Origin of the sequence: Streptacidiphilus jeojiense, assembly GCF_000719095.1 — a bacterium.
Lineage (GTDB): Bacteria > Actinomycetota > Actinomycetes > Streptomycetales > Streptomycetaceae > Streptacidiphilus > Streptacidiphilus jeojiensis.
Genome location: NZ_JOEH01000033.1, coordinates 1 through 26,043, shown reverse-complemented (window position 1 = coordinate 26,043; position 26,043 = coordinate 1). Strand labels below are relative to the sequence as shown.

The 26,043-nt window shown below is 71.4% G+C and carries 22 protein-coding genes and 1 pseudogene; 17 read left to right on the top strand and 6 right to left on the bottom strand.

Translation table 11 applies throughout. From position 1 onward, the window contains the following. Position 1: 1 nt before the first annotated feature. The 6 genes from IF29_RS0134640 to IF29_RS0134615 all read left to right on the top strand — a co-directional run bounded on the left by IF29_RS0134640 (position 2) and on the right by IF29_RS0134615 (position 5,548). Positions 2–328: a DUF2469 domain-containing protein gene (locus tag IF29_RS0134640; RefSeq protein WP_030263837.1), complete on the top strand. Its 327-nt coding sequence runs from the start codon at positions 2–4 to the stop codon at positions 326–328. Positions 329–484: 156 nt separating this feature from the next. Further along, on the top strand, positions 485–856 hold the full coding sequence (locus IF29_RS0134635) for a YraN family protein (protein WP_030263835.1): 372 nt from the start codon (positions 485–487) through the stop codon (positions 854–856). A gap of 1 nt (position 857) precedes the next feature. Further along, entirely contained in the window at positions 858–2,468 is a 1,611-nt protein-coding gene (locus tag IF29_RS0134630) for a YifB family Mg chelatase-like AAA ATPase (RefSeq protein ID WP_030263834.1), read from the top strand. Positions 2,469–2,490: 22 nt separating this feature from the next. Next, positions 2,491–3,630, top strand: coding sequence for a DNA-processing protein DprA (gene dprA / locus IF29_RS0134625; protein ID WP_198037644.1), 1,140 nt, complete (start codon positions 2,491–2,493; stop codon positions 3,628–3,630). A gap of 471 nt (positions 3,631–4,101) precedes the next feature. After that, entirely contained in the window at positions 4,102–4,902 is an 801-nt protein-coding gene (gene whiG / locus IF29_RS0134620; protein ID WP_051726431.1) for an RNA polymerase sigma factor WhiG, read from the top strand. A gap of 52 nt (positions 4,903–4,954) precedes the next feature. Next, positions 4,955–5,548, top strand: coding sequence for a TetR/AcrR family transcriptional regulator (locus tag IF29_RS0134615; protein ID WP_030263823.1), 594 nt, complete (start codon positions 4,955–4,957; stop codon positions 5,546–5,548). A 110-nt stretch (positions 5,549–5,658) separates the two neighbouring features. Here IF29_RS0134615 and IF29_RS45460 read toward each other — a convergent pair. Beyond that, positions 5,659–6,045: pseudogene (locus IF29_RS45460) on the bottom strand (peptidoglycan DD-metalloendopeptidase family protein); the annotation flags it as partial. Between the two features lie 424 nt (positions 6,046–6,469). On the opposite strand from IF29_RS45460, the gene rpsB reads away from it, so the two are divergent. The 6 genes from rpsB (at position 6,470) to rlmN (ending at position 12,581) form a co-directional block, all read left to right on the top strand. Next, positions 6,470–7,402, top strand: coding sequence for a 30S ribosomal protein S2 (gene rpsB, locus IF29_RS0134605; RefSeq protein WP_030263817.1), 933 nt, complete (start codon positions 6,470–6,472; stop codon positions 7,400–7,402). A 146-nt stretch (positions 7,403–7,548) separates the two neighbouring features. Then, the gene (gene tsf, locus IF29_RS0134600; protein ID WP_030263814.1) at positions 7,549–8,385 is read left to right on the top strand and encodes a translation elongation factor Ts; all 837 of its coding nucleotides are present in this window, start codon (positions 7,549–7,551) and stop codon (positions 8,383–8,385) included. Between the two features lie 177 nt (positions 8,386–8,562). Beyond that, the gene (pyrH, locus tag IF29_RS0134595) at positions 8,563–9,303 is read left to right on the top strand and encodes a UMP kinase (RefSeq protein ID WP_232242717.1); all 741 of its coding nucleotides are present in this window, start codon (positions 8,563–8,565) and stop codon (positions 9,301–9,303) included. Positions 9,304–9,431: 128 nt separating this feature from the next. After that, positions 9,432–9,989: a ribosome recycling factor gene (gene frr / locus IF29_RS0134590; RefSeq protein WP_030263808.1), complete on the top strand. Its 558-nt coding sequence runs from the start codon at positions 9,432–9,434 to the stop codon at positions 9,987–9,989. A 278-nt stretch (positions 9,990–10,267) separates the two neighbouring features. Continuing rightward, positions 10,268–11,359 carry a phosphatidate cytidylyltransferase gene (locus tag IF29_RS0134585; protein WP_380524868.1) on the top strand — a complete coding sequence of 364 codons (1,092 nt, stop codon included), beginning with the start codon at positions 10,268–10,270 and terminating at the stop codon, positions 11,357–11,359. A 97-nt stretch (positions 11,360–11,456) separates the two neighbouring features. Further along, positions 11,457–12,581, top strand: coding sequence for a dual-specificity RNA methyltransferase RlmN (gene rlmN / locus IF29_RS0134580; RefSeq protein ID WP_030263803.1), 1,125 nt, complete (start codon positions 11,457–11,459; stop codon positions 12,579–12,581). A 159-nt stretch (positions 12,582–12,740) separates the two neighbouring features. Here the strand turns inward: rlmN and IF29_RS0134575 are convergent, their stop codons facing one another. From IF29_RS0134575 to IF29_RS0134560, 4 genes are all read right to left on the bottom strand, one after another. After that, positions 12,741–13,865 carry a hypothetical protein gene (locus IF29_RS0134575; protein ID WP_030263799.1) on the bottom strand — a complete coding sequence of 375 codons (1,125 nt, stop codon included), beginning with the start codon at positions 13,863–13,865 and terminating at the stop codon, positions 12,741–12,743. Further along, positions 13,844–14,626: an ABC transporter ATP-binding protein gene (locus IF29_RS0134570; protein WP_051726419.1), complete on the bottom strand. Its 783-nt coding sequence runs from the start codon at positions 14,624–14,626 to the stop codon at positions 13,844–13,846. The genes IF29_RS0134575 and IF29_RS0134570 overlap by 22 nt, the downstream gene beginning before the upstream one ends. Before the next feature lie 198 nt (positions 14,627–14,824). Further along, complete coding sequence (locus IF29_RS0134565) at positions 14,825–16,201, bottom strand: aspartate aminotransferase family protein (protein ID WP_030263787.1); 1,377 nt, start codon at positions 16,199–16,201, stop codon at positions 14,825–14,827. Then, entirely contained in the window at positions 16,198–16,671 is a 474-nt protein-coding gene (locus IF29_RS0134560; RefSeq protein WP_030263784.1) for an Lrp/AsnC family transcriptional regulator, read from the bottom strand. The genes IF29_RS0134565 and IF29_RS0134560 overlap by 4 nt, the downstream gene beginning before the upstream one ends. Before the next feature lie 189 nt (positions 16,672–16,860). On the opposite strand from IF29_RS0134560, the gene IF29_RS0134555 reads away from it, so the two are divergent. Further along, on the top strand, positions 16,861–18,297 hold the full coding sequence (locus IF29_RS0134555) for a gamma-aminobutyraldehyde dehydrogenase (protein ID WP_030263781.1): 1,437 nt from the start codon (positions 16,861–16,863) through the stop codon (positions 18,295–18,297). 55 nt (positions 18,298–18,352) lie between these two features. On the opposite strand, the gene IF29_RS0134550 is transcribed toward IF29_RS0134555, so the two are convergent. After that, positions 18,353–20,011, bottom strand: a complete 1,659-nt coding sequence (locus IF29_RS0134550; RefSeq protein ID WP_030263777.1) for a PucR family transcriptional regulator — start codon at positions 20,009–20,011, stop codon at positions 18,353–18,355. A 242-nt stretch (positions 20,012–20,253) separates the two neighbouring features. Between IF29_RS0134550 and IF29_RS0134545 the strand changes: the two genes are divergently transcribed. From IF29_RS0134545 to IF29_RS0134530, 4 genes are all read left to right on the top strand, one after another. Then, positions 20,254–21,789: a gamma-aminobutyraldehyde dehydrogenase gene (locus IF29_RS0134545; protein ID WP_030263774.1), complete on the top strand. Its 1,536-nt coding sequence runs from the start codon at positions 20,254–20,256 to the stop codon at positions 21,787–21,789. A 67-nt stretch (positions 21,790–21,856) separates the two neighbouring features. Beyond that, positions 21,857–23,251, top strand: coding sequence for an NAD(P)/FAD-dependent oxidoreductase (locus IF29_RS0134540; RefSeq protein WP_030263772.1), 1,395 nt, complete (start codon positions 21,857–21,859; stop codon positions 23,249–23,251). 243 nt (positions 23,252–23,494) lie between these two features. Then, positions 23,495–23,956: a hypothetical protein gene (locus IF29_RS0134535; protein WP_030263770.1), complete on the top strand. Its 462-nt coding sequence runs from the start codon at positions 23,495–23,497 to the stop codon at positions 23,954–23,956. 96 nt (positions 23,957–24,052) lie between these two features. Beyond that, positions 24,053–25,618 carry a CoA-acylating methylmalonate-semialdehyde dehydrogenase gene (locus IF29_RS0134530; protein WP_051726418.1) on the top strand — a complete coding sequence of 522 codons (1,566 nt, stop codon included), beginning with the start codon at positions 24,053–24,055 and terminating at the stop codon, positions 25,616–25,618. The last annotated feature ends 425 nt before the right edge of the window (positions 25,619–26,043 follow it).

The following is a 26,043-nucleotide window of genomic DNA, read 5'->3' as shown; positions in this document are numbered from 1 at the left end:
GATGAGTGCCGAGGACCTCGAGAAGTACGAGACCGAGATGGAGCTCAAGCTCTACCGGGAGTACCGCGATGTCGTCGGGCTGTTCAAGTTCGTGATCGAGACCGAGCGGCGCTTCTACCTCACCAATGACTACGAGCTGAACGTCCGCTCGGATCAGGGCGAGGTGTTCTTCGAGGTGTCCATGGCTGACGCCTGGGTCTGGGACATGTACCGACCGGCCCGGTTCGTCCGCAAGGTCAGGGTGCTGACCTTCAAGGACGTGAACGTGGAGGAACTGGCCAAGAGCGACCTGGAACTCCCCTCCGACGAGGCCGGTTTCGGCCCCTGACGGTCGGCCCGTCACGCCTCTCGTCAACACTCCGCCGTCCGGTTCACCCTGCCGGGCGGCGGAGTTTTTCACACCCCCCGAGCTGTCCACAGGCTGCGGACCGCCCCTGGCCCGGCGCCCCCGGAAGCGGCAGATTGCCGACCGGAGGTGATCGTGATGACCGCACGCACACAGGCCCTGGGCCGCTACGGCGAGAACGCCGCGGCACGCGCCCTGGCAGCCGCCGGACTGACCGTGCTGGACCGCAACTGGCGCTGCCGCGAGGGCGAGCTGGACATCGTCGCCATGGACGGCGACACCCTGGCCGTCTGCGAGGTCAAGACGCGCAGCGAGCGCGGCTTCCAGAGCCCGGCCGAGGCCGTCGACCCGATCAAGGCGGACCGGCTGCTGCTGCTCGCGGAGCGCTGGCTCGCCGAGCGCTGGCGGGCGCCCGCGCCCCCGGGCGGGGTGCGGATCGACCTGGTCAGCGTGGTGCACGCGCCGCGCGGAGCCGCCCGGGTCGACCACATCCCCGGGGCGGTGGGCTGAGATGGCGTTCGCCCACACCGGCTCGGTGGCCCTGCTCGGGGTGGACGGCGTGGTGGTCGAGGTCCAGGCCGACCTGGAGCCCGGCGTCGCCGCTTTCACCATCGTCGGGCTGCCCGACAAGGCCCTCAGCGAGGCCAAGGACAGGGTCAGGGCGGCGGTGGTGAACTCCGGCGAGAAGTGGCCCCAGCGCAAGCTCACCGTGGGGCTCTCGCCCGCCTCGGTGCCCAAGAGCGGCAGCGGTTTCGACCTCGCCATCGCCTGCGCGGTGCTGGCCGCCGCCGAGGTGCTCGACCCCGCCGCCATCGCCAAGCTGCTGCTCATCGGCGAGCTGGGCCTCGACGGTCGGGTCCGTCCGGTGCGCGGGGTGCTGCCCGCGGTCCTCGCCGCCGCCGACGCCGGCTACGAGCGGGTGGTGGTGCCCAGCCAGACCGCGGCCGAAGCCGCCCTGGTGCCCGGGATGAGCGTGCTGGGCGTCCGCACCCTGGCGCAGTTGCTCGGCCTGCTCACCGGGCGCCTCACGGGCGAGGAGGAGCCCGCCGAGGGCGCCGCCGGGGTCGGCGCCGAGCGCCCGGACAACGCCCTGGCCGGGCTCTCCCTCCCCGGTCTCGGCGTCCGCAGCCGCTCCGCCGACGAACCCGACCACCGCGACCTCGCCGACATCGCCGGGCAGTACGAGGCCCGCCGCGCCCTGGAGATCGCCGCCGCCGGCGGCCACCACCTCTACCTGAAGGGGCCGCCAGGTGCCGGCAAAACCATGTTGGCCGAGCGCCTCCCCGGCATCCTGCCGCCGCTCACCCAGCAGGAGGCGCTGGAGGTCACCGCGGTGCACTCGGTCGCGGGCCTGCTCCCCGCCGGACAGCCGCTGCTCGGCGCGGCCCCCTACTGCGCCCCGCACCATTCCACCACCATGCCCGCGATCATCGGCGGCGGCAGCGGACTGCCGCGTCCCGGCGCGGTCTCGCTGGCGCACCGGGGCGTGCTGTTCCTGGACGAGGCCCCGGAGTTCCCGGTCCGGGTCCTGGACGCGCTGCGCCAGCCGCTGGAGTCCGGCGAGGTGGTGGTGGCCCGCTCGGCGGGATCGCTGCGGCTGCCCGCCCGGTTCCTGCTGATGCTGGCGGCCAACCCCTGCCCCTGCGGCCGCTGGTCCCGACGGGGCGACGGGTGCGACTGCACCGCGACCATGGTCAGCCGCTACCAAGGGCGGCTGTCGGGTCCGCTGCTGGACCGGGTGGACCTGCGGGTCGAGGTCGACGCGGTCACCAGGGTCGAGCTCATGGAACGCGATGCCACCGCCGAGAGCACCGCGACGGTCGCCGCCCGGGTACTGGCAGCCAGGGACCGCGCCGCGGCCAGGCTCAAGGACACACCCTGGCGCACCAACGGCGAGGTGCCCGGGCACGAGCTCCGTACCCGCTGGCGGCTGGCCCCCGGCGCGCTGCGGGACGCCGAGCGGGACATGGAGCGCGGACTGCTCACCGCCCGCGGCCTGGACCGGGTGCTGCGGGTCGCCTGGACCGCCGCCGACCTGGCCGGCCTGGACCGTCCCGAACGCGACGAGGTCCGCACCGCCCTCGCCCTCCGCAGCGGTATCAGCCGCGGCCTGCCCCGTTGACCCTGCGATCGGAGGACAGCCCGTGCTGACCGACACCCGCGCGGACGTCCGCGTCGTACCCGAGGCCGAGCGGCTGGCCCGGGCCACCCTGTGCCGCATCGTCGAACCGGGCGATGAGGCCGCCGGACTGCTGATCCAGCAGCACGGTCCGGTCGAGACCGCCCGGCGGCTCACCCGGGGCGATGGCCTTCCGGCAGCGCTCCGTCGCCGCAGCGAGGGCTATCAGGCCCGCGCGGCGGGCGTCGATCCGGCGGCCGACCTCGACCGGGCCGCGCGGCTCGGTGCCCGGCTGGTCTGCCCCGGGGACGAGGACTGGCCCTCGCAGCTGGACGACCTCGGTCCGGCCCGTCCGATCGCGCTCTGGGTGCGCGGAGGAGCCTCGCTGCGGCTGCTCGCCCTGCGCTCGGTCGCCGTGGTCGGGGCCAGGGCCTGCACCGCCTACGGCACCCATGTCGCCACCGGGCTCAGCGCCGACCTCGCCGACGCCGCCTGGGTCGTCGTCTCCGGCGGTGCCTACGGCATCGACGCGGCGGCGCACCGCGGCGCGCTCGCGGCCACCGGCATCACTGTCGGGGTGCTCGCCTGCGGTGTGGACCAGGTCTATCCGCGCGGTCACGGTGCGCTGCTGACCAGGATCGCCGACCAGGGGCTGCTGTTGAGCGAGCTTCCCCTCGGCGCTCACCCCACCAAGCCCAGATTCCTGCTGCGGAACCGCGTGATCGCCGCACTGACCCGCGGCACGGTGGTGGTGGAGGCGGCCCGGCGCAGCGGCGCCCTGAGCACCGCGCGTCGCGCCCGGGACCTCAACCGGCTGGTGATGGCGGTACCGGGGCCGGTCACTTCGGAGCTCTCGGTGGGCGCGCACGCACTGGTCCGGGCCGGGGCCGCCCTGGTGACCGACGCCGCCGAAGTCATCGAGCAGGTCGGCGGGATCGGCGTGGACCTGGCGCCGACGCGCCGAGGACCGACGGTTCCGCTGGACGCGATCGGAGGGGAGGCGCTGCTGGTGCTGGAGGCGATCCCGGCCGGCCCTTGCGGCGCCCCGGTCGAGCAACTGGTCCGCGGAGCCGGCCTGTCGCCCGACACCGTGCTGCACAGGCTGTACGAGCTCGGTTCGCTGGGACTGGTCGAGCGGGAGGGCTCGCACTGGCGCCTGGCGTGAGCGCCCCGGCGCGTTCCTGAATGTTCACTGCGACCCACCTGATCGAGCGAGCGCCCGTTGTGGATAGCACTCAGAGAGCGTCCGGTCACGCTACGCTCACAACCGCTCGGCTGAACGGGGCCGATGGATCAGCAGAACGGCACAAGACAACGAATGCCCACGTACTCGAACTTCCCTGGGGACGAACCGCTCACCACCGGCCAGCGCCCGGCGCCGGTGCGGACACGGCGGGCGGCACCCCATGCGGAGGCCCACAACGAGTGCATTCCGGGAGCCCGTTCCGGCGCGACGGCACCGCCCACCGCGCACCCCTCGGCAGCACCGCGGCCTCCGGCGCCGCACCCGGCCTCGGCCTCGCTGTCCGCGGAACCGGTGTCCCCGAACCCGAGCCCGTCCGGGAACCCGTCCCCGACCGCTGCCCCGACCCCGGCCCCCTCCCCGATCGTGCCGACCACCGGCCCGGCCGCACCCGTGGTGGCGAAGCTCCCCGCGCAGAGCGCCGCCGACCAGCCGCGGCGCGCCCTCGACGCCCTGTGGCGCGCCTACAAGGCCGACGGCGACCCGCGGCTCCGCGAGCAACTGATCCTGCACTACTCGCCGCTGGTGAAGTACGTGGCCGGCCGGGTCAGCGTCGGCCTGCCGGCCAACGTGGAACAGGCCGACTTCGTCTCCTCCGGGGTCTTCGGACTCATCGACGCCATCGAGAAGTTCGACCCGGAACGCGCCATCAAGTTCGAGACGTACGCCATCAGCCGGATCCGCGGCGCGATCATCGACGAACTCCGGGCCCTGGACTGGATCCCCCGCTCGGTCCGGCAGAAGGCCAGGGCGGTCGAACGCGCCTACGCCACGCTGGAGGTCGCCCTGCGGCGCACCCCCAACGACCCCGAGGTGGCAGCGGAGATGGGGATCCCGCTGGACGATCTGCACACCATCTTCAGCCAGTTGTCCCTCGCCAACGTGGTCGCCCTCGACGAGTTGACGCACGGCGGCGGCGAGGGCAGCGACCGGGTCAGCCTGCTCGACACCCTGGAGGACCCCGCCGCGGACAACCCGGTGGAGGTCGCCGAGAGCCGGGAACTGCGACGGCTGCTGGCCCGTGCCATCAACACCCTCCCGGACCGGGAGAAGACCGTCGTCAGCCTCTACTACTACGAAGGTCTCACCCTGGCCGAGATCGGCCAGGTGCTCGGGGTCACCGAGAGCCGGGTCAGCCAGATCCACACCAAGGCGGTGCTGCAGCTCCGCGCCAAACTCTCCGACGCCCGCTGACGTCCGAGAACCGCCGTCCGTGCCGCCGTGCCGTCGGTCTAAGCTGTTCGCCGTGCCGAAGATCCGAGCCGCCACCCTCGTCGAGCATCGCCGACTCCAGCGCGACGCCCTGCTGGAGGCCGCCCGGGCGCTGCTCTCGGAAGGCGGCATGGAGGCGCTGACCTTCCCCGCACTCGCGGCCAGGACGGGTCTGGCCCGCTCCTCCGTCTACGAGTACTTCCGCTCGCGCGCCGCCGTGGTCGAGGAGCTCTGCGCGGTGGACTTCCCGGCCTGGTCCGCGGAGATCGTCGACGCGGTGGCCCTCGCCGACACCCCGGCCGGACGGGTCGAGGCCTATGTGCGGGCCCAGTTGGCGCTCGCCGGTGACCCACGGCACCGGGCGCTGGCCGCCATCTCGGCCGGCGAGCTGGACGACGCCGCCCGCGAGCGGATCCGCGCCTCGCACGGCCAGTTCGTCGCCCTGGTCGTCAGCGCACTGGCCGAACTGGGGCACGCGCGGCCCGGATTGACCGCGTCCCTGGTGCAGGGCATCGTCCAGGCCGCGGTCAAGCGGCTGGAGCTGGGCGCGGCCGAGGACCCGGAGGCCATCACCGAGGCGACCGTCGCCCTGGTGCTGCGCGGCGTCGCGGACGCACCGGCGGCCTGAGCCCGCGACAGCGGCAGCAGTCTGGCCCGTCCGGGACCCACCAGCGCCAACGGATCCAGGTAGCGGTGCCCCCGCAACAGTCCCCAGTGCAGGCAGCTCACCGGACAGTGGCCCGCAGCGCCGCCGATCGGACCGGTGGTGACCATGCCGACCACCGTGCCGGCCGCCACCGAAGCGCCCCGCTCCACCTCCGCCGTCACCGGTTGGAAGGTGGTCCGCAACGGGGGGTCGCCGCTGCCGGACAGGCTGATCGCGACCACCCCGGTGCCGGCGACCGTCCCCGCGAAGGACACCGTCCCGCCCCGGACCGCCCGTACGGCAGTGCCCACCGGCGCCGCCAGGTCGACTCCCCGGTGGCCGGGAAGCCAGGGCGACGGCGGTGGGTCGAACCGTCGCAGCACCTGGGCCAGCGATCCGCCGGTGGGCAGTCGTGGTGACGGCGGGATGCCGCCCCAGGCGAGCGCCCGCTGCCCTCCGGGCGGACCCGCCAGGGTCATGGCGAGCCACAGCAGCAGGCCGAGGAGCAGCAACAGCCGCCTGCTGTCGGGCGACGGGGGACGCGTCGTACAGCTGAGGAGTGAGGTCATGCGGTGACTCTCCTCGTCCGCACCGCGGGATTCAGCGTGCGCACCGTCCCCTGTGGACAACTCGGGGGGTGTGCAGAACCCGCTCACCCGCACGGGTGGGGACGGGCCGGAAGCAGCCCCCGACAGCGGAGGTCGCCCGGCGTCCGGCGGTTCCCGTACACTTCACTCGCGGCCCAGCGTGCTGGGTCGACTTCGCACGCCCCGCCACCGGTGCCTCGGCCAGTCCCTCGCCCGGTGAAGTGCCACTCGGTCCATCACGGTCCGGCACGGTCGGGGCGTCAGGCGCGGCGGCCTCCCGGCCGGCGCGGAAACCGAGAAACCTAGGAGTACGGCCATGGCCGTCGTCACGATGCGGGAGCTGCTGGAGAGCGGCGTCCACTTCGGTCACCAGACCCGTCGTTGGAACCCGAAGATGAAGCGCTTCATCTTCACGGAGCGCAACGGCATCTACATCATCGACCTGCTGCAGTCGCTGAACTACATCGACCGCGCCTACGAGTTCGTCAAGGAGACCGTTGCCCACGGCGGCAGCGTCCTCTTCGTCGGCACCAAGAAGCAGGCGCAGGAGGCCATCGCCGAGCAGGCCACCCGCGTGGGCATGCCCTACGTCAACCAGCGCTGGCTCGGCGGCATGCTGACCAACTTCCAGACGGTCTACAAGCGCCTCCAGCGGATGAAGGAGCTCGGCGAGATCGACTTCACGGATGTGGCCGCCTCCGGCCTCACCAAGAAGGAGCTCCTGGTCCTCGAGCGCGAGCACACCAAGCTCGAGAAGACCCTCGGCGGTATCCGCGACATGCAGCGCGTCCCGTCCGCCGTGTGGATCGTCGACACCAAGAAGGAGCACATCGCCGTCGGTGAGGCGCGCAAGCTCCGCATCCCGGTCGTCGCGATCCTCGACACCAACTGCGACCCCGACGAGGTCGACTACAAGATCCCCGGCAACGACGACGCCATCCGCTCGGTCACCCTGCTGACCCGCGTGATCGCCGACGCGGTGGCCGAGGGCCTGATGGCCCGTTCCGGTGCCGCCAAGGGCGACGCCAAGGTCGAGACCGGCGCCGACCAGCCGCTGGCCGACTGGGAGCGCGAGCTGCTCGTCGAGGGCGAGAAGAAGGCCGACGAGGCCCCCGTGGCCGCCGACGCCGTTGAGGCCCCCGCCGCCGAGGCTCCGGCCGAGGCCGCTGCCGCTGTCGAGGCGCCCGCCGAGGCCGTCGCCGAGACCCCCGCTGTCGAGGCCCCCGCCGCCGAGGCCGAGCAGGCCTGACGACTTCAGGGCGAGGGGTACGGCGGCGACCGCCGGCGTACCCCTCGCATCGTGTCCGACGGCCGGGCTCCGGGCTCAACAGCCCAGGTGCTCGGCCGTCGGCACGGCCCCCTCCACCGACATCGTTGAGAAGAGACTGAAGAACAATGGCGAACACCACCGCCGCGGACGTCAAGAAGCTCCGTGAGCTCACCGGCGCCGGAATGATGGACTGCAAGAAGGCTCTGGACGAGGCCGAGGGCAACGTCGAGAAGGCCGTCGAGCTGCTGCGCATCAAGGGCCAGAAGGGCGTTGCCAAGCGCGAGGGCCGCGACGCCTCCAACGGCGCCGTCGTCTCCCTGCTCCAGGGCGGCAACTCCGGTGTCCTGGTCGAGCTGAACTGCGAGACCGACTTCGTCGCCAAGGGCGGCCGCTTCGTGGAGGTCGCCAACGCGCTGGCCGCCCACGTCGCCGCCACCTCCCCGGCCGACATCGAGACCGCGCTGGCCAGCGAGATCGAGCCCGGCAAGACCGTCCAGCAGTTCGTGGACGAGGCCAACGCGGGCCTGGGCGAGAAGATCGTCTTCCGCCGCTTCGCCCAGTTCACCGGTGGCGCCTACGTCGCCGCCTACATGCACCGCACCGACCCCGACCTGCCGCCGGCCATCGGCGTGCTGGTCGAGCTCGACCAGGAGAACGCGGAGATCGCGAAGGACGTCGCGCAGCACATCGCCGCGTTCGCCCCGAAGTACCTCTCCCGCGAGGACATCCCGGCCGAGGCCCTGGAGAACGAGCGCCGCATCGCCGAGGCCACCGCGCGCGAGGAGGGCAAGCCCGAGGCCGCCCTGCCGCGGATCGTCGAGGGTCGCGTCAGCGGCTTCGTCAAGGAGAACTCGGTCCTGGAGCAGGCCTTCGCCAAGGACAGCAAGAAGACCGTCCAGAAGGTCCTGGACGAGGCCGGCGTCAAGCTGGTCCGCTTCGCCCGCTTCCGCGTCGGCGCCTGACCCCACCGGGGTCTGCGGTGGCCGCCCGGACGGGGCGTCCGCCCATACGATGTGAGTCGTGAAGTACGACGAGGAGGCCACAGCCGTGGAGGTATCCGTAGCGATGCCCCCGGCGGTGGCCTCCTCTCGTACGCCTGCTCGCACCAGCTCATGCACCACCAGAAGGAGTCGATGCAGATGACCGCTGAGGAGAGTTCGCGCCGCCGCGTGCTGCTCAAGCTTTCCGGTGAGGCGTTCGCCGGCGGGGGCGGCCTGGGCGTCGACCCCGACGTCGTCCACGCGATCGCCCGCGAGATCGCCACCGTGGTCCGCGGCGGTACCGAGGTCGCCGTCGTCATCGGCGGCGGCAACTTCTTCCGCGGCGCCGAACTGCAGCTGCGCGGCATGGACCGGGCCCGCTCCGACTACATGGGCATGCTCGGCACCGTGATGAACAGCCTGGCGCTGCAGGACTTCCTGAACAAGGAGGGCATCGAGACCAGGGTCCAGACCGCGATCACCATGGGCCAGGTCGCCGAGCCGTACCTGCCGCTGCGGGCGATCCGGCACCTGGAGAAGGGCCGCGTCGTGATCTTCGGTGCGGGGATGGGCATGCCCTACTTCTCCACCGACACCACCGCGGTCCAGCGCGCCCTGGAGATCCACGCCGAGGTGCTGCTGATGGGGAAGAACGGGGTGGACGGCGTCTACGACTCCGACCCCCGCACCAACCCGGACGCGGTGAAGTTCGACACCCTGGAATACTCCGAGGTGATCGCCAGGGACCTCAGGATCGCGGACCTCACCGCGATCACCCTGTGCAAGGACAACAACCTGCCGATGCTGGTGTTCGAGCTGCTCGCCGAGGGCAATATCGCCCGCGCCGTGCGCAGTGAGAAGATCGGCACGCTGATCAGTGGCGAGTCGGCGCAGCACTGACCCTCCCGTGGGGTTGGTCCTCGCAGGGGATGGACAATCCACCGGGCGTCGGCGAACGTGCCCGGTAACGCGTAGTAGTGCCCGCACAGCAGGAGTCGAGACCGGGTAGTACCGGACAGGAGCACATGGTGATTGAAGAGACCCTCCTCGAGGCCGAGGAGAAGATGGAGAAGGCCGTCGCCGTCGCCAAGGACGACTTCGCCGCGATCCGCACCGGCCGTGCGCACCCCGCGATGTTCAGCAAGATCGTCGCCGAGTACTACGGCGCGGTGACCCCGATCAACCAGCTGGCGTCCTTCTCGGTGCCGGAGCCCCGGATGGCGATCGTCTCGCCGTTCGACAAGAGCTCGCTGCGGGTGATCGAGGAAGCCATCCGCAACTCCGACCTGGGCGTCAACCCGTCCAACGACGGGTCCATCATCCGGGTGAACTTCCCGCAGCTCACCGAGGAGCGCCGCCGGGAGTACATCAAGGTCGCCCGGGGCAAGGGCGAGGACGCCAAGATCTCCATCCGCGCGGTGCGCCGCAAGGCCAAGGAGACCCTGGACAAGCTCAGCAAGGACGGCGAGGCGGGCGAGGACGAGGTGCGCCGCGCCGAGAAGGAGCTCGAGGACGTCACCGCACGCTATGTCGCGCAGGTGGACGAGCTGCTCAAGCACAAGGAAGCCGAGCTCCTCGAGGTCTGATGAACGACGACTCCTACTGGGGGCCCGAATCCGGCGACAGCAGCGCCGGGGCCCGAACGCAGGGCCACGACGCTGCTGCCTTCCCGAACGGACCTCACGGGGGAGTACTCCCCGGCGGACCACTGGCCGCCGGTGCGCAGCCCGGCGAGGCGGAGGCCACCGCGCTGATGCCGCCGGTGCTCGACCAACCGGTCCCCCCGTACTGGGGGGGACCGGCGGTCGGCCACTCGCAGCAGTCCCCGATGCACGGGAACGGGGGCATGCCGCAGACTCGTCCCATGGCCGCCCAGCATCCCGCACCGGAACGTTTCTCCGGACATTTCACCCAAGGCGGGCAGATGCCGCAGGCGAGTGCCGATCCGGTCGGCGAGCCGGTGGCAGCCCGCCTGAGCGGGCCGCTGTTCCGCGACGACGCACCCGCGCCGGCGCCTGTCGCGCCCGCGGAAGAGACCGCGGTGCTGCCCCCTCTCCGTACCGAGGCGCCGCCGATGAGCAACCAAGCACCGGTCCCCGATCCAGCCGCGCCGGTACCGCCCGCCGCGACCGGCAAGGCCCCCAAGGGCGGTCGCGACCTGCGTGCCGCGATCGGTGTGGGCCTCGGGCTCGGCGCGCTCGTGGTCGCCTCGCTCTTCATCGTGAAGTGGCTGTTCGTCGGGGTCGTCGCGGCGGTCGTGGTGATCGGCATGTGGGAGCTCACCAGCCGGCTCTCGGAGAGCAAGGGCATCAGGGTGCCGCGGCCCCCGCTCGCCGTCGGCGGGGTCGGGATGCTGGTCGCCGCCTACCTGGGCGGCCCCGAGTCGGCACTGGTGGCGCTGGCGCTGACCGCACTGGCGGTGCTGGTCTGGCGGATGAGCGAGCCGCCCGAGGACTACCTCCGGGACGTCACCGCGGGCATCTTCACCGCCTTCTACGTCCCGTTCCTGGCGACCTTCGTGATGCTGATGCTGGCCGCCCACGACGGCCCGCAGCGGGTGGTGCTGTTCCTGGTGCTCACCGTCTGCAGCGACACCGGCGCCTACGCGGCCGGCTCCCGCTTCGGCAGGCACAAGCTCGCGCCCCGGATCAGCCCCGGCAAGACCCGCGAGGGACTGGTCGGCGCGGTGCTGCTGTGCATGCTGGTCGGCGCCCTCGGGATGAACCTGATGATCGACCGGGCCAGCTGGTGGCAGGGCCTGGTGCTGGGCGCCTGCGTGGCGGTCAGCGCCACCCTGGGCGACCTCGGCGAGTCGATGATCAAGCGCGACCTCGGCATCAAGGACATGGGCACCCTGCTCCCGGGCCACGGCGGCCTGATGGACCGGCTGGACTCGCTCCTCCCCACCGCCCCGATCGTCTGGCTCGTCCTGGTCGGCTTCGTCGGCGCGGGCTGAGCGCGAACGCCGACGCGAGGCCCCGGACCCCCACCACGGGGTCCGGGGCCTCGCCGTTTGCGTGGCTGCTCGGCCGACCTGAGACACTGGAGGAATCATGCCTAAGCCACTCCCCGGTGAACTCACCTTTGCCGCGCCGCGCGGCGCCAAGCCCCCGCGCCACCTCGCCGACCTGACCGCAGCCGAGCGGCGCGAGGCCGTCGCCGAACTCGGCGAGAAGCCGTTCCGCGCCGACCAGCTCTCGCGCCAGTACTTCTCCCGGCTCTCGTCCGGTCCGGACGAGTGGACGGACATCCCGGCGGCGTCCCGCGCCAAGCTCGCCGAGGGGCTGCTGCCCGAGCTGATGAGCGTGGTCCGCAATGTGTCCTGCGACGACGACAGCACCCGCAAGACGCTGTGGAAGCTCTTCGACGGGGTGCTGGTCGAGTCGGTGCTGATGCGCTACCCCGACCGGGTGACGATGTGCATCAGCTCGCAGGCCGGCTGCGGCATGAACTGCCCGTTCTGCGCCACGGGCCAGGCCGGGCTGACCCGCAACCTCTCCACCGCCGAGATCGTCGAGCAGATCGCGGCCGGGATGCGGTCCATCAAGGCCGGCGAGTTCGGCGCCGACGCCTCGGGCGAGGCCGGCGCGGTGCGACTCAGCAACATCGTCTTCATGGGCATGGGCGAGCCGCTGGCCAACTACAAGCGCGTGATCGCGGCGATCCGCCGGCTGACCGATCCGGCCCCCGGCGGCTTCGGCCTCTCCCAGCGCGGCATCACCGTCTCCACCGTCGGCCTGGTCCCGGCGATCAACCGGCTCGCCGACGAGGAGCTCAGCGTCCGCCTCGCGGTGTCGCTGCACGCCCCCGACGACGAGCTGCGGGACACCCTGGTCCCGGTGAACACCCGCTGGAAGGTCGCCGAGGTGCTGGACGCGGCCTGGGACTACGCGGAGCGCTCCGGCCGCCGCATCTCCATCGAGTACGCGCTGATCAAGGACATCAACGACCAGGCCTGGCGGGCCGACCTGCTGGGGCGGCTGCTCAAGAACCACCGGGCGCACGTCAACCTGATCCCGCTGAACCCCACCCCGGGCTCCAAGTGGACCGCCTCCCGCCCCGAGGACGAGCGCGAGTTCGTCCGCCAGCTGAAGCTGCACGGGGTCCCGGTCACCGTCCGCGACACCCGCGGCCAGGAGATCGACGGCGCCTGCGGCCAGCTCGCCGCGGCGGGCTGAGCGCCGGCCTGCGCTGCTGTCTGCCGCGTGTGCCTGGTTGGTCGCGCAGTTCCCCGCGCCCCTGACGTGCTGCAACTGACCCGCTGCGGGCAAGTTGCACCACCAGGGGCGCGGGGAACTGCGCGACCAACCCCTACGGTCCGCACCTGAAAGAACCGCCTAGGCGCCCAGCGCCGCCGCAGTGAGCGCAGCCGCCGCAGCGGCGACTGCGGCGGCGACCAGGACGGCGCCCCCGCCCCGCACCGCCGCGGACCGCACCAGCAGTCCCCCCGGCGCTCCTATCCGGCTGAGCGAGGCGTAGGAGCCCCGCCGGGCCCGCGCCAGCTCCACCAGCCGGGCCAGCAGCGCGCCCAGCACGCAGACGCCAAGCAGCAGGACCTCCACCAGCACCAGCGGTCCCGCGGGGCGGCTTCCGGGGGCGTCCCGCAGCAGCAGGGTCGCCACCACGGCCCCGGCCACCGTCAGCACGGCCAGCGGCGCGCCCAGCCGCCAGCACTCGGCCTGCAGCGCGCGTCCGCCGAGCAGCCGGACGGCCCGCGGTCGGCCCGCTGCGAGCAGCCCGCCGACCAGGTACAGCAGTACTGGGACGGCGCCCGCCAGCCCGAGCAGGCCCAGCACGCCACCGGTCCAGGCCTCGGCGCTCGCATGGCCCCGCATCCCCAGCACGGCGATCACCGAACCGGCGAGGGCGGGCACGCCCACCGCGGCGAGGTAGGCGGCCGGCGGCCGACGCAGCACCCGGTCCGCGTCGTCGCCCGGCAGCAGATCGACCGACCGCACCGCGATGCCGGCCGCGAGGCCACCCAGCAGCGGGACCACCGCCAGCAGCGCGACCGTACCGGCGGCGGGCAGATTCCCGCCGGCGCCCAGCGCCGGGTCCAGTTGGCCGCCGGGGGTCAGCTCCAGCCAGTGCTCGCGCAGCACCACGAAGCCGAACAGGGCCAGCACCGCGCCCAGTGCGCAGATCAGCGCGATCTCCCCGGCCAGCACCAGCCGGGTCCGCACCGGCCCGGCGCCCGCCGCGACCAGGCCGGCGATTCGCTCGGGCCGCTGCACCGGCAGCGAGCGGGCCCAGGCGGCGCAGAGGTAGCCGACGGCGGCCAGCGCGGGCAGGCACCACAGCAGCCGCTCGACCGCGGCCCCAGTGTCGTCCGGGCTGCTGAGCGCCCGTCCCAGGGCACTGAGCAGCAGGGCACCCACGGTGGCCGAGGCGGCGGCGGTGAGCAGGCAGCGGCAGAGGTCCAGGAAGCCGTAGCCGCGGGCTAGACGGAGGTAGGGGAACACTGCTCCTCATCCCTCCGCAGCAGCTCGGACGGTTCTTCCGCGGCTGCCGTCGCCGCTGCTGCCGCTTGGCGGGCCCGGACCGGCGCGGCGAGCCGGCCGTCCACCATGGTCGCCACCCGGTCCGCGTAGCGGGCCAGCCCGGGGTCGTGGGTGGCCAGTACCAGGGTGATCCGGTGCGAGCGCGATGCGGTGACCAGTATCCGCATCACCTGGTCCCGGGCGTCGCGGTGCAGCGGAGCGGTCGGCTCGTCGGCGAAGACCACCGCGGGCTGGTGGGCCAGGGCCCGGGCGACGGAGATGCGCTGGCGCTGGTCCTGCCGCAGCGCGGCCGGCCGCTGCCGGGCGCAGTCGGCCACGTCGAGCCGCTCCAGCCACTCCATGGCGGCGACCGTGGCGTCCTTGCGCGCCGCGCCGGCCAGCAGCAGCGGCAGCGCCACGTTCTCCCGCGCGGTCAGCTCGGGGACCAGCCGGGGCTGGGGCCCGACGTGGCCGAAGCGCTCGCGCCGCAGCCGCTCCCTGGCGGTGCGGCCGAGGGTGTGCACGGGGGAGCTGTTGAACCAGATCTCGCCCTCGTCTGCGGGGAGCACGCCGCTGAGGCAGTCCAGCAGGGTGCTCATCCCGCAGCCGCGCGGTCCGGTGACGGCGAGGACCTCGCCCTCGCGCACGCCCAGGGAGACACCGCGCAGGGCCGGGGTGCCGCGGATGGTGTGCACCAGCCCTCGTGCCCACAGCACGTCGTTGTCGGGCGGGGCGACGGTCACTGGGGTCCTCCCGGTCGTGATGGTGGCTCACAGACTAGAACGAGTGATCCGCTTCGGGGTTGCGCACCGCACGGTTGGAACTGTCGTGTCGATCACTCGAACGCCAGGAGCTCCGGTGGTCCGGGAACGCCGCTGGGCGGCCCCGACCCTACAAGGTCAGGACCGCCCAGTGGCGGAGAGCAGGAGGAATGCAGCGAACTACATCCGGTTCCAGGCCTCGGTCAGCACCGTGCGCAGGATCTGCTCGATCTCGTCGAAGGTCGACTGGTCGGCGATCAGCGGCGGCGACAGCTGGATGACCGGGTCACCGCGGTCGTCGGCGCGGCAGTACAGGCCGTTCTCGAAGAGCGCCTTGGAGACGTAGCCGTACAGGATGCGCTCGCACTCGTCGTCGTTGAAGGACTCCTTGGTGACCTTGTCCTTGACGAGCTCGATGCCGTAGAAGAAGCCGTTGCCGCGGACGTCGCCGACGATCGGCAGGTCGTGCAGCTTTTCCAGGGTGGAGCGGAAGGCGTCCTCGTTGGCGAGGACGTGCTTGTTGAGGCCCTCGCGCTCAAAGATGTCCAGGTTGGCCAGCGCCACCGCGGAGGAGACCGGGTGGCCCCCGAAGGTGTAGCCGTGCAGGAAGGTGTTGTCGCCCTTGTAGAACGGCTCGGCGATCCGGTCCGAGATGATCGCCGCACCGATGGGGGAGTACCCGGAGGTCATGCCCTTGGCGCAGGTGATGATGTCGGGGATGTAGTCGAACTTGTCGCAGGCGAACATGGTGCCCAGACGGCCGAAGGCGCAGATGGTCTCGTCCGACACCAGCAGCACGTTGTACTGGTCGCAGATCTCGCGGACCCGCTGGAAGTACCCGGGCGGCGGCGGGAAGCAGCCGCCGGCGTTCTGCACCGGCTCCAGGAAGACGCAGGCCACCGTCTCCGGGCCCTCGAACAGGATCTCCTGCTCGATCTGGTCGGCGCACCAGCGGCCGTAGGCCTCCGGGTCGTCGCCGTAGATCGGGGCGCGGTAGATGTTGGTGTTGGGGACCTTGTGGGCGCCCGGGACCAGCGGCTCGAACGGGGCCTTCAGGGCCGGCAGGCCGGTGATGGACAGCGCGCCCTGGGGGGTGCCGTGGTAGGCCACCGCGCGGGAGATCACCTTGTACTTGGTGTGCTCACCGGTCAGCTTGAAGTACTGCTTGGCCAGCTTCCACGCGGTCTCCACGGCCTCGCCGCCACCGGTGGTGAAGAAGACCTTGTTGAGGTCGCCGGGGGCGTAGTTGGCCAGCCGCTCGGCGAGCTCCACGGCGGAGGGGTGCGCGTAGCTCCAGATCGGGAAGAAGGCCAGCTTCTCGGCCTGCTTGCGGGCGACCTCGGCGAGCTCGGCGCGGCCGTGACCGGCCTGGACCACGAACAGACCGGCCAGGCCGTCCAGGTACTTGCGGCCGTTGGAGTCGTAGATGTAGGTGCCCTCGCCGCTGACGATCGTCGGCACCGGGTTGTTCTCGTACGACGACATCCGGGTGAAGTGCATCCACAGATGGTCGTAGGCGGTCTTCGAAAGGTCCTTCGTGGCCGGGTCGGCGCTCATCGGGTACCCCAGGTGTAGGTCTGTTTCCGGAGCTTCAGGTAAACGAAGCTTTCGGTTCTCCGCACGCCGGGAAGCGCGCGGATCCGCTTGTTGATCAGTTCGAGGAGGTGTTCGTCGTCCTCGCAGACCAGCTCGGCCAGCAGGTCGAACGATCCTGCGGTGACGACGACGTAGTCCACCTCGTCCATGGCGGCCAGGGCGTCCGCGACCGGTTCCATGTCGCCCTCGACGGTGATGCCGACCATCGCCTGCCGGGTGAACCCGACGGTGAGCGGGTCCGTCACCGCGACGATCTGCATGACACCCTGGTCGAGGAGCTTCTGGACCCGCTGGCGCACGGCAGCCTCGGAGAGGCCCACGGCCTTGCCGATGCTGGCATAGGGCCGACGGCCGTCCTCCTGGAGCTGCTCGATGATCGCCTTGGAGACGGAGTCGAGGGGAACGCTGCCGTTCCGTTCACGGTTGGCCACGCCCTCACCCTGCCCTATCGTGCGCCCGTTCGCAAGGGATTCCGTTGCACAAAGCCGGAAAACGTACTGATTCCATCGTTGCTTCCGCTCAGGTCTGCCGATAACCGCAGAGACAGGGCTAGGCTGGTGCCGTCGCCGGCATCACCAGCATCAAAGGAGCCGGAGAGCCGGATTCGAGGAGAGGTCCCCGTGAGCGAGCTTCAGACGCTGCGCAACTACATCAACGGCGCGTTCGCCGACGCGGCCGACGGCCGTACCACCGAGGTCGTCGACCCGACCACCGGTGAGGCGTACGCCACCGCGCCGCTGTCCGCCCAGGCCGACGTGGACGCGGCGATGGCCGCGGCCGCAGCCGCGTTCGAGGGCTGGCGGGACACCACCCCCTCGGTGCGCCAGCTGGCCCTGCTGAAGATCGCCGACGCGATCGAGGCCCGCGCGGACGAGCTGGTCGCGGCCGAGTCCAGGAACACCGGCAAGCCGCTGGGGCTGACCGCCTCGGAGGAGATCCCGCCGATGGTCGACCAGATCCGCTTCTTCGCCGGCGCCGCCCGCCTGCTGGAGGGCAAGTCCGGCGGCGAGTACATGGAGGGGCTGACCTCCTTCATCCGCCGCGAGCCGGTCGGCGTCTGCGCCCAGGTCGCGCCGTGGAACTACCCGATGATGATGGCGGTGTGGAAGTTCGCCCCGGCCATCGCGGCCGGCAACGCGGTCGTCCTGAAGCCCTCGGACACCACCCCGGCCTCCACCGTGCTGCTCGCCGAGATCATCGGTGAGATCCTGCCGGCCGGTGTGTTCAACGTGGTCTGCGGCGACCGGGAGACCGGCCGGCTGATGGTGGAGCACCACACCCCGGCGATGGCCTCCATCACCGGCTCGGTCCGGGCCGGCATCCAGGTCGCCGGCTCCGCGGCGAAGGACGTCAAGCGGGTCCACCTGGAGCTGGGCGGCAAGGCCCCGGTCGTGGTCTTCGACGACGCCGACATCGCCGCCGCGGTCGAGGGCATCAGCGTGGCCGGCTACTTCAACGCCGGCCAGGACTGCACCGCGGCCACCCGCGTGCTGGTGCACGAGTCCGTCCACGACGAGTTCGTGACCGCGCTGGCCAAGGCCGCCGCCGACACCAAGACCGGTCTGCCGGACGACGAGGACGTGCTCTACGGCCCGCTGAACAACGCCAACCAGCTGGCCCAGGTCACCGGCTTCATCGAGCGCCTCCCCGCGCACGCGAAGGTCGAGGCCGGCGGCCACCGGGTCGGTGAGGTGGGCTACTTCTACGCCCCCACCGTGGTCTCCGGGCTGAAGCAGGACGACGAGATCATCCAGAACGAGGTCTTCGGCCCGGTCATCACCGTGCAGAAGTTCTCCGACGAGGCCGAGGCGATCGCCAACGCCAACGGCGTGGAGTACGCCCTGGCCTCCTCGGTCTGGACCAAGGACCACGCCCGTGCGATGCGGCTGGCCAAGAAGCTCGACTTCGGCTGCGTGTGGATCAACACCCACATCCCGCTGGTCGCCGAGATGCCCCACGGCGGCTTCAAGAAGTCCGGCTACGGCAAGGACCTCTCCGCCTACGGCTTCGAGGACTACACCCGGATCAAGCACGTGATGACCTCGATCGAGGGCTGAACCCGGAACACCGCAGGGCCGGACCCCGTCGGGTCCGGCCCTGCGGCATGTCCGACTAGCGTCGCACCGCGTCCAGCGCCAGCAGCGCGACGTGCAGCGACAGGCACGACTCGACCTGGTCCAGGTCGACCCCGAGCACCCGCTCGACCTTGTGCAGCCGGTCGTAGAACGAGGGCCGGGACAGATGGGCCGCGTCCGCGGCCGCGGACTTGTTGCGGCCCTGCTCCAGATAGATCCGCAGCATCTGGATCAGCTGGCTCCCGTGCTCCGCGTCGTACGCCAGCAGCGGCCCCAGCTCGCGCTCCACGTAGGTCTGCAGCCGGGCGTCGTCGCGCAGCAGGTGCAGCAGGCCGCGCAGCCGGACATCGGGCAGGCGGTAGTAGGAGGCCGAGCGGGCACCGGAGGCGGGGGCGTCGTGCAGGGCGGCGTCGGCGACCTGGGTGGCCTCGACCAGGGTGCGCCGGGCGTCACGCACCGCGCCGACCGAGGAGCCCACGGCGATCACCGGTTCGGGCTGCTCCGCCTCCAGGACCAGCCGCCGTAGCGACGAGGCGAAGCCGTCCAGCGCCGCGTGCTCGTCGTCGCGCGGACCCAACGAGACCAGCAGGCCCACCGCCTCGTCGTCCAGCGCGCCGACCAGCGCGGTCAGCCGCTTCTCCCGCACCGCGGCGGCCGCCGTCTCGGTGAAGTCGCGCAGCCGTGCCTGTGCCTCCAGCGCCGCCGGGGTGGTCCCGCGGCGCTGCCGCAGCACCACCCCGACCAGCCGCCGCCCCTCCAGCGGAACGCCCAGCGCCGAGGCGCGCAGGGCCACATCCGACACCGTCAGCGCATGCGTCAGGATCCCGGACAGCAAGGTGCGGTGCGTCTGCCGCTCCAGGCTCTCCCGGTCGCGCACCAGCAGCCGGTTCAGCGCCAGGGTGGCGGCGGCCCGCTCCAGCAGCATGGTGTGCCGGTGCGAGGCCTCGGCGGGGGCGACGTCCTCCTGGGCCGAACTCGGCGCGCCCAGCAGGACCAGGCGCCCCCAGTCGTGCCCGCGCGCCCCCACCGAGGTGACCAGCCAGCCGGTCCGCGGATCGTGCCCGGTCCGGCCCTTGGGCCTGACCCCGCGGGAGCGCGACTCCCAGCCCGCCAGCAGCACCTGGGCGTTCTGGCCCGCCGTGTCGTACGCCAGCACCTGGTGCGACAGGTTCTCCAGCACCACCGGCGCCCCCGCCATCCGGGACACCTGCTGCACCACCTCGACCGGTTCGGCGCCCTCGACCGCCAGCTCGTTGAAGGTCTGGTGGATCTCCTCCGACGACCGCAACTCCTCCAGCTGCGCGTTGACCACCAGCGCGTGCACGGCCTCGGTCACCGCGACGAAGCGCAGCTCGCGGCGGAGCACGATCAGCGGCAGCCCGCGCTGCTCGGCCGCATGGACCAGGGCCCGCGGGAGGTTGTCGAAGTAGCGCCGCCCGAACTCCACCACCAGCCCGGCCACCCCCACCTCGGCCAGCTCCCTGACGTACTGCGCCAGGCCGTCGCGGTGCTCCGGAAGGGCAATGCCCGTGGTCAGGATCAGCTCACCGCCCTGCAGCACCCCCGCGACGTCCGGCAGCTCGCTGACGTGCACCCAGCGCACCGGGCGCTCCAGGTGCTCCCGGCCGGCCACGACCTCCGGCAGGCCACGGGTGACCACGTCCAGGTCGAGGACGCGGGCGACGGTGGGGAACAACGGGACCTCCGGAAACGATCGTGGAATCCCTTCATAGTGTCAGTCGGATCCGACATGCGGGCAACGAGGTGTCGGATTCGGGTAGCTGGCAGGGTGTAATGCCAGTAACGATCTGCCTTGCGCACTGTTGCTTGCCGCTCTCGTCCGAACCGGGGCATCGTACGCAGAGTGGGCGCCCCGCCCTGCAGCCGCCGCCCGCCACCGGGTGCGCCGCATGCACCCCGCTGTCGCTGGAGGAACACATGACCCGGAACACCGTCGGCTCCCGCTTCGACGCCGGGGCCCAGTACCTGGCCGGAGCGCTGCGCGAAGGCACCGGGACGGAGACCTTCGACGTCGTCGACCCCTCCGACGGCAGCCTGGTGCAGCGGGTACGCCTCGCCTCCACCGCCGACGTCGACGACGCGGTGGCAGCCGCCCGCGCGGCCTTCCCCGCATGGTCGAACGCCACCCCCGGCACCCGCTCCGATGCCCTCACCAGGCTGGCCGGCATCCTTGCCGAGCGCGCCGACGACTTCGCCCGGGTGGAGAGCGCCCAGACCGGCAAGCCGATCAAGCTCTCCACCGAGTTCGACGTGCCCGGCACCATCGACAACACCGCGTTCTTCGCCGGTGCGGCCCGCAACCTGGAGGGCAAGGCCACCGGAGAGTTCTCCGGCGACCACACCTCCTCGATCCGCCGCGAGCCGATCGGCGTGGTCGGTTCCATCTCGCCGTGGAACTACCCGCTGCAGATGGCCGGCTGGAAGATCCTCCCGGCCATCGCCGCGGGCAACACCATCGTCCTCAAGCCGGCCGAGCTCACCCCGCTGACCTCGCTGATGTTCGCGCAGGCCTGCACCGACGCCGGGATCCCGGACGGAGTGGTGAACGTGGTCACCGGCGCCGGCCGCACCGCCGGCGAGCACCTGGTCTCGCACCCCGACGTCTCGATGGTCTCCTTCACCGGCTCGACCGGCGTCGGCAAGCGCGTCGGCGAGCTGGCGGTGCAGAGCGTCAAGCGCACCCACCTGGAGCTCGGCGGCAAGGCCCCCTTCGTGGTCTTCGACGACGCCGACCTGGACGCCGCCGTCAACGGCGCCGTGGCCGCCGCACTGATCAACACCGGCCAGGACTGCACCGCCGCGACCCGCGCCTACGTCCAGCGCCCGCTGTACGACGCCTTTGTGGCCGGTGTCGCCGAGCTCTTCGAGCAGGTCCGGCTGGGTGACCCGTTCAACCCGCAGACCGACCTCGGCCCGCTGGTCTCCTTCCGGCAGCGCGACAGCGTGGCCGGCTTCGTCGAGCGGGCCCGCGGCTACGGCGCCACCATCGCGGCCGGCGGCTACGCCCCGGAGAAGGGCCACGACGGCACCGACCTGACCCTGGGCGCCTACTACCGCCCGACGCTGATCACCGGCATCGCCCAGGACGCCGAGGTGGTCCAGAGCGAGATCTTCGGCCCGGTGCTGGTGGTGCTCCCGTTCGACAGCGACGAGCAGGGCCTGCGGCTCGCCAACGACACCCCGTACGGCCTCGCGGCCTCCGCCTGGACCCGCGACGTCTACCGCTCGCTCCGCGCCACCCGGGAGATCAAGGCCGGCTGCGTCTGGGTCAACGACCACATCCCCATCATCAGCGAGATGCCGCACGGCGGTTACAAGGCCTCCGGCTACGGCAAGGACATGTCGCAGTACTCCCTCGACGAGTACACGCAGGTCAAGCATGTGATGCAGGACATCACCGCGGTGGCCCGCAAGGACTGGCACCGCACCATCTTCGGCGACCGCGAGCAGTAGGCCGCGGTCCGTCGGACAACCCCCCTCCTACCGCACCCCTGAGGGTGCATCAGAGAGCAGTGAGAACATGGATCCGGCCCATTCCCTCGCCGACGTCCAGTACACCTCCTTCTGGCTGGCCGACCCGGCCCGGCCCGAAGCCCTGCCCGCCCTGGTCGGTGACGTCTCCTGCGACCTGCTGGTCGTCGGCGGCGGCTACTCCGGCCTGTGGACCGCGCTGATCGCCAAGGAGCGCGACCCCTCCCTCGACGTCGTCCTGGTCGAGGGCAAGGAGGTCGGCTGGGCCGCCTCCGGTCGCAACGGCGGCTTCTGCGCGGCCAGCCTCACCCACGGCTTCTTCAACGGCCTGGAGCGCTGGCCCGACGAGATCGACACCCTGGAGCGCCTCGGCCGGGAGAACCTCCAGGCCATCGAGGACACCGTCAAGCGCTACGGCATCGACTGCGACTGGGAGCGCAGCGGCGAGCTGGACGTGGCCACCGAGCCGTACCAGGTCGAGGAGTTGCGCGAGGGCGCCGAACTGATGGCCGCGCACGGCCTGGAGGTTGACTTCCTCGACGCCGACGCGATCCGCGCCGAGGTCGACTCGCCCACCTTCCTGGCCGGGCTCTGGGACAAGGACGGCGTGGCGATGGTCCACCCGGCCAAGCTCGCCTGGGGCCTCAAGCGCGCCTGCCTGGAGCAGGGCGTGCGGATCTTCGAGCACACCCCCGCCACCCAGCTCGCCGAGAGCGGGCCCGGGATGGCCGTCCGCACCCCGTACGGGCGGGTCTTCGCCAGGCACGTGGCGCTGGGCACCAACATCTTCCCCAACCTGGTCAAGCGGGTCCGGCCCTACCTGGCCCCGGTCTACGACTTCGCGCTGATGACCGAGCCGCTGACGGAGCAGCAGCTGGAGTCCATCGGCTGGAAGAACCGCCAGGGGCTGGGCGACTGCGCCAACCAGTTCCACTACTTCCGGATCTCCGCCGACAACCGCATCCTCTGGGGCGGCTACGACGCGATCTACCACTACGGCGGTCAGGTGCGGGACGAGTACGACCACCGCCCAGAGACCTACCAGAAGCTGGCCGGGCACTTCTTCACCGCCTTCCCGCAGCTCGAAGGGGTGAAGTTCAGCCACGCCTGGGGCGGCGCCATCGACACCTGCAGCCGCTTCTCGGCCTTCTTCGGCACCGCCCACAAGGGTCGGGTCTCCTACGCCCTCGGCTACACCGGCCTGGGCGTCGGCGCCACCCGTTTCGGCGCCGAGGTCATGCTCGACCTGCTGACGGGCAGGCAGACCGAGCGCACCGAACTGGAGATGGTGAAGAGCAAGCCGATGCCCTTCCCGCCGGAGCCGGTGAAGTGGGCCGGGATCGGCATCACCAAGTGGTCCCTGGACCGGGCCGACCACAACGAGGGCAAGCGGAACCTCTGGCTCAAGGCCATGGACGCCCTCGGCCTCGGCTTCGACAGCTGACAGCTGACCGGTGTCGGTCGGTGTCGGCCGGCTGTCAGCGGCTTCGGCCGCCTCGCGGGGCGTACCCAATAGCGGGTACGCCCCGCTCTTCGCACCCGTACGCGCCTTTTCGCCCCGTGTTCGCTCCCACGGATTGAGGATGTTGCCGACAACCGTGTAAGAGCTGGGCCGTATGTCGCTCTCTCTTGTTACCAGCGAGTCCACTTCGGGGCCTCGTCGGGAGGACGTGGAGGGCGAGGAGCGATGGAGAGCATGGAAGAACGGGGCGCTGTCGAGTGGCTGAGCGCCGCCGCCCCCGATCCGGAGGCATGCCGCTGGGAGTGGGAGCGCAGCTCCCTGGGGATCGTGCTGCTGCCGGCCGGCCGTCTCTGGGACGTGCTGATAGTGCCCGGCGAGCTGGGGCGGATCACCGTCGACGTGCTGCTGCGCCTCGAATCCGAACCGGGCCCGGTACTCGCGGACTTCGGAGACTTCCGGGTCGGCTTCTTCGTCCCCCCGGGCACCGCGGCGCGCTGGGTGGGCACCGGGGTCCGCACCGCCGGTCCGGGAACCTGGCTCGCCGTCCCCCACCCCGGCCGGGCGGGTCGGGGCCTGCGCTGGCTGGTGCCGCCCGACGGCAGCGGCACGCTCAACGACCCGGTGATGCTGGAACTCGCCATGCACGAGGCGGCGGCACTGCTCACCGGAGAGTCAGACGAGGTGTGAGTCCGACGAGGTGTAAGGGCGAATCGGCTTCCCCCGACAACCTGCCGATTGAGCGGATGCCCGCGCCGCAACAGAATGTGGAGAGCGCGGCACCCGATGGTGAGATCCCTGTGCCCCGCCCGGACTCGGAGGCAGACGTTGAGCAAGCACATCACCCACTGGATCGGCGGCAAGCAGGTCGCCACTGCGGGCAGCGCCCCGCGCCGCGGTGACATCTTCGACCCGGCGACGGGCAAGGTCACCGGCCAGGTCGACTTCGCGACCATCGCGGAGGTGGACGCCGCCGTGGGCGCCGCCGTCACGGCCTTCGGCGCCTGGCGCAACTCCTCCCTGGCCAAGCGCACCACCGTGCTCTTCAACTTCCGCGAGCTGCTGAACGCCCGCAAGGACGAGCTGGCCGCGATCATCGTCGCCGAGCACGGCAAGGTGCACTCGGACGCGCTGGGCGAGATCGCCCGCGGCCAGGAGGTCGTCGAGTACGCCTGCGGTATCCCGCAGCTGCTCAAGGGCGGCTTCACCGAGCAGGCCTCGACCGGGGTCGACGTCTACTCGATCCGCCAGCCGCTCGGCCCGGTCGCGATCATCTCGCCGTTCAACTTCCCGGCGATGGTCCCGATGTGGTTCTTCCCGATCGCCATCGCGGCGGGCAACACGGTGATCCTCAAGCCCTCGGAGAAGGACCCCTCCGCGGCGCAGTTCATCGCCGAACTGTGGAAGGAGGCCGGCCTGCCGGACGGCGTCTTCAACGTCGTGCACGGTGACAAGGTCTCGGTCGACCGCCTGCTGGAGCACCCGGACGTCAAGTCCGTCTCCTTCGTCGGCTCCACCCCGATCGCCCGCTACGTCTACGAGACCGGCACCCGCTACGGCAAGCGCGTCCAGGCCCTCGGCGGCGCCAAGAACCACATGCTGGTCCTGCCCGACTCGGACCTCGACCTGGCCGCCGACTCGGCGATCAACGCCGGATTCGGCGCGGCCGGCGAGCGCTGCATGGCGGTGTCCGTGCTGGTGGCCGTCGACCCGATCGGCGATGAGCTGGTCGAGAAGATCAAGCAGCGGATGGCGACCCTCAAGGTCGGCCCGGGCTGCAACGGCGACTCGGACATGGGTCCCCTGGTCACCGGAGTGCACCGGGACAAGGTCACCTCCTACCTGGAGTCCGGCCTCGCCGACGGCGCGGAGCTCGCGGTGGATGGCCGCAAGCACCCGATCACCGGCGCGGACAAGAACGGCGCCGAGACCACGGACGGCTTCTGGCTCGGCCCGACCCTCTTCGACCACGTCAAGCCGGGCATGTCCGTCTACAACGACGAGATCTTCGGCCCGGTGCTGTCGGTCGTCCGGGTCTCCTCCTATGAGGAGGGGCTGGAGCTCATCAACAGCAACCCGTACGGCAACGGCACTGCCATCTTCACCAACGACGGCGGCGCGGCCCGGCGCTTCCAGAACGAGGTCGAGGTCGGCATGGTCGGCATCAACGTGCCGATCCCGGTCCCGGTCGCCTACTACTCCTTCGGCGGCTGGAAGGCGTCCCTCTTCGGCGACAGCCACGCCTACGGCCCGGACGGCATCCACTTCTTCACCCGCAGCAAGGCCGTCACCTCCCGCTGGCTCGACCCCAGCCACGGCGGCATCAACCTCGGCTTCCCGACCAACGCCTGACAGGTAGCAGTACTGAGGCCGGCCGGGCTACGACGTCAGTCGTTGCCCGGCCGGCCTCAGTTTGACCAGGCACTGGGTGGCGGGTAGTGTTCTTCGAGTTGCCCTGCGGACAGCGGTGGCGGCGAAACCCCTGATGAGACGGCATGGCTCTTCTTTGGCATGCCGTTTATCGGGAAAGCGGTGGAATTGGCTCCGGCCGAGGAATTCCGCTAGAGTTTCACTCGTCGGAACGGGCCGCGAAGCAAACACTTCACGGGTCGGGAGGACGGAAAGCAAGCCGGAAACGGTCTGCTAGAGTAGAAAACGAAGGAAGCGCCCGGAGGGCCGGTGTGAAAGCCGCTCGAAGGAAGCGTCCGTACCTTGAGAACTCAACAGCGTGCCAAAAGTCAACGCCAAATGTTGATACCCCGTCCGTTCATCGGACG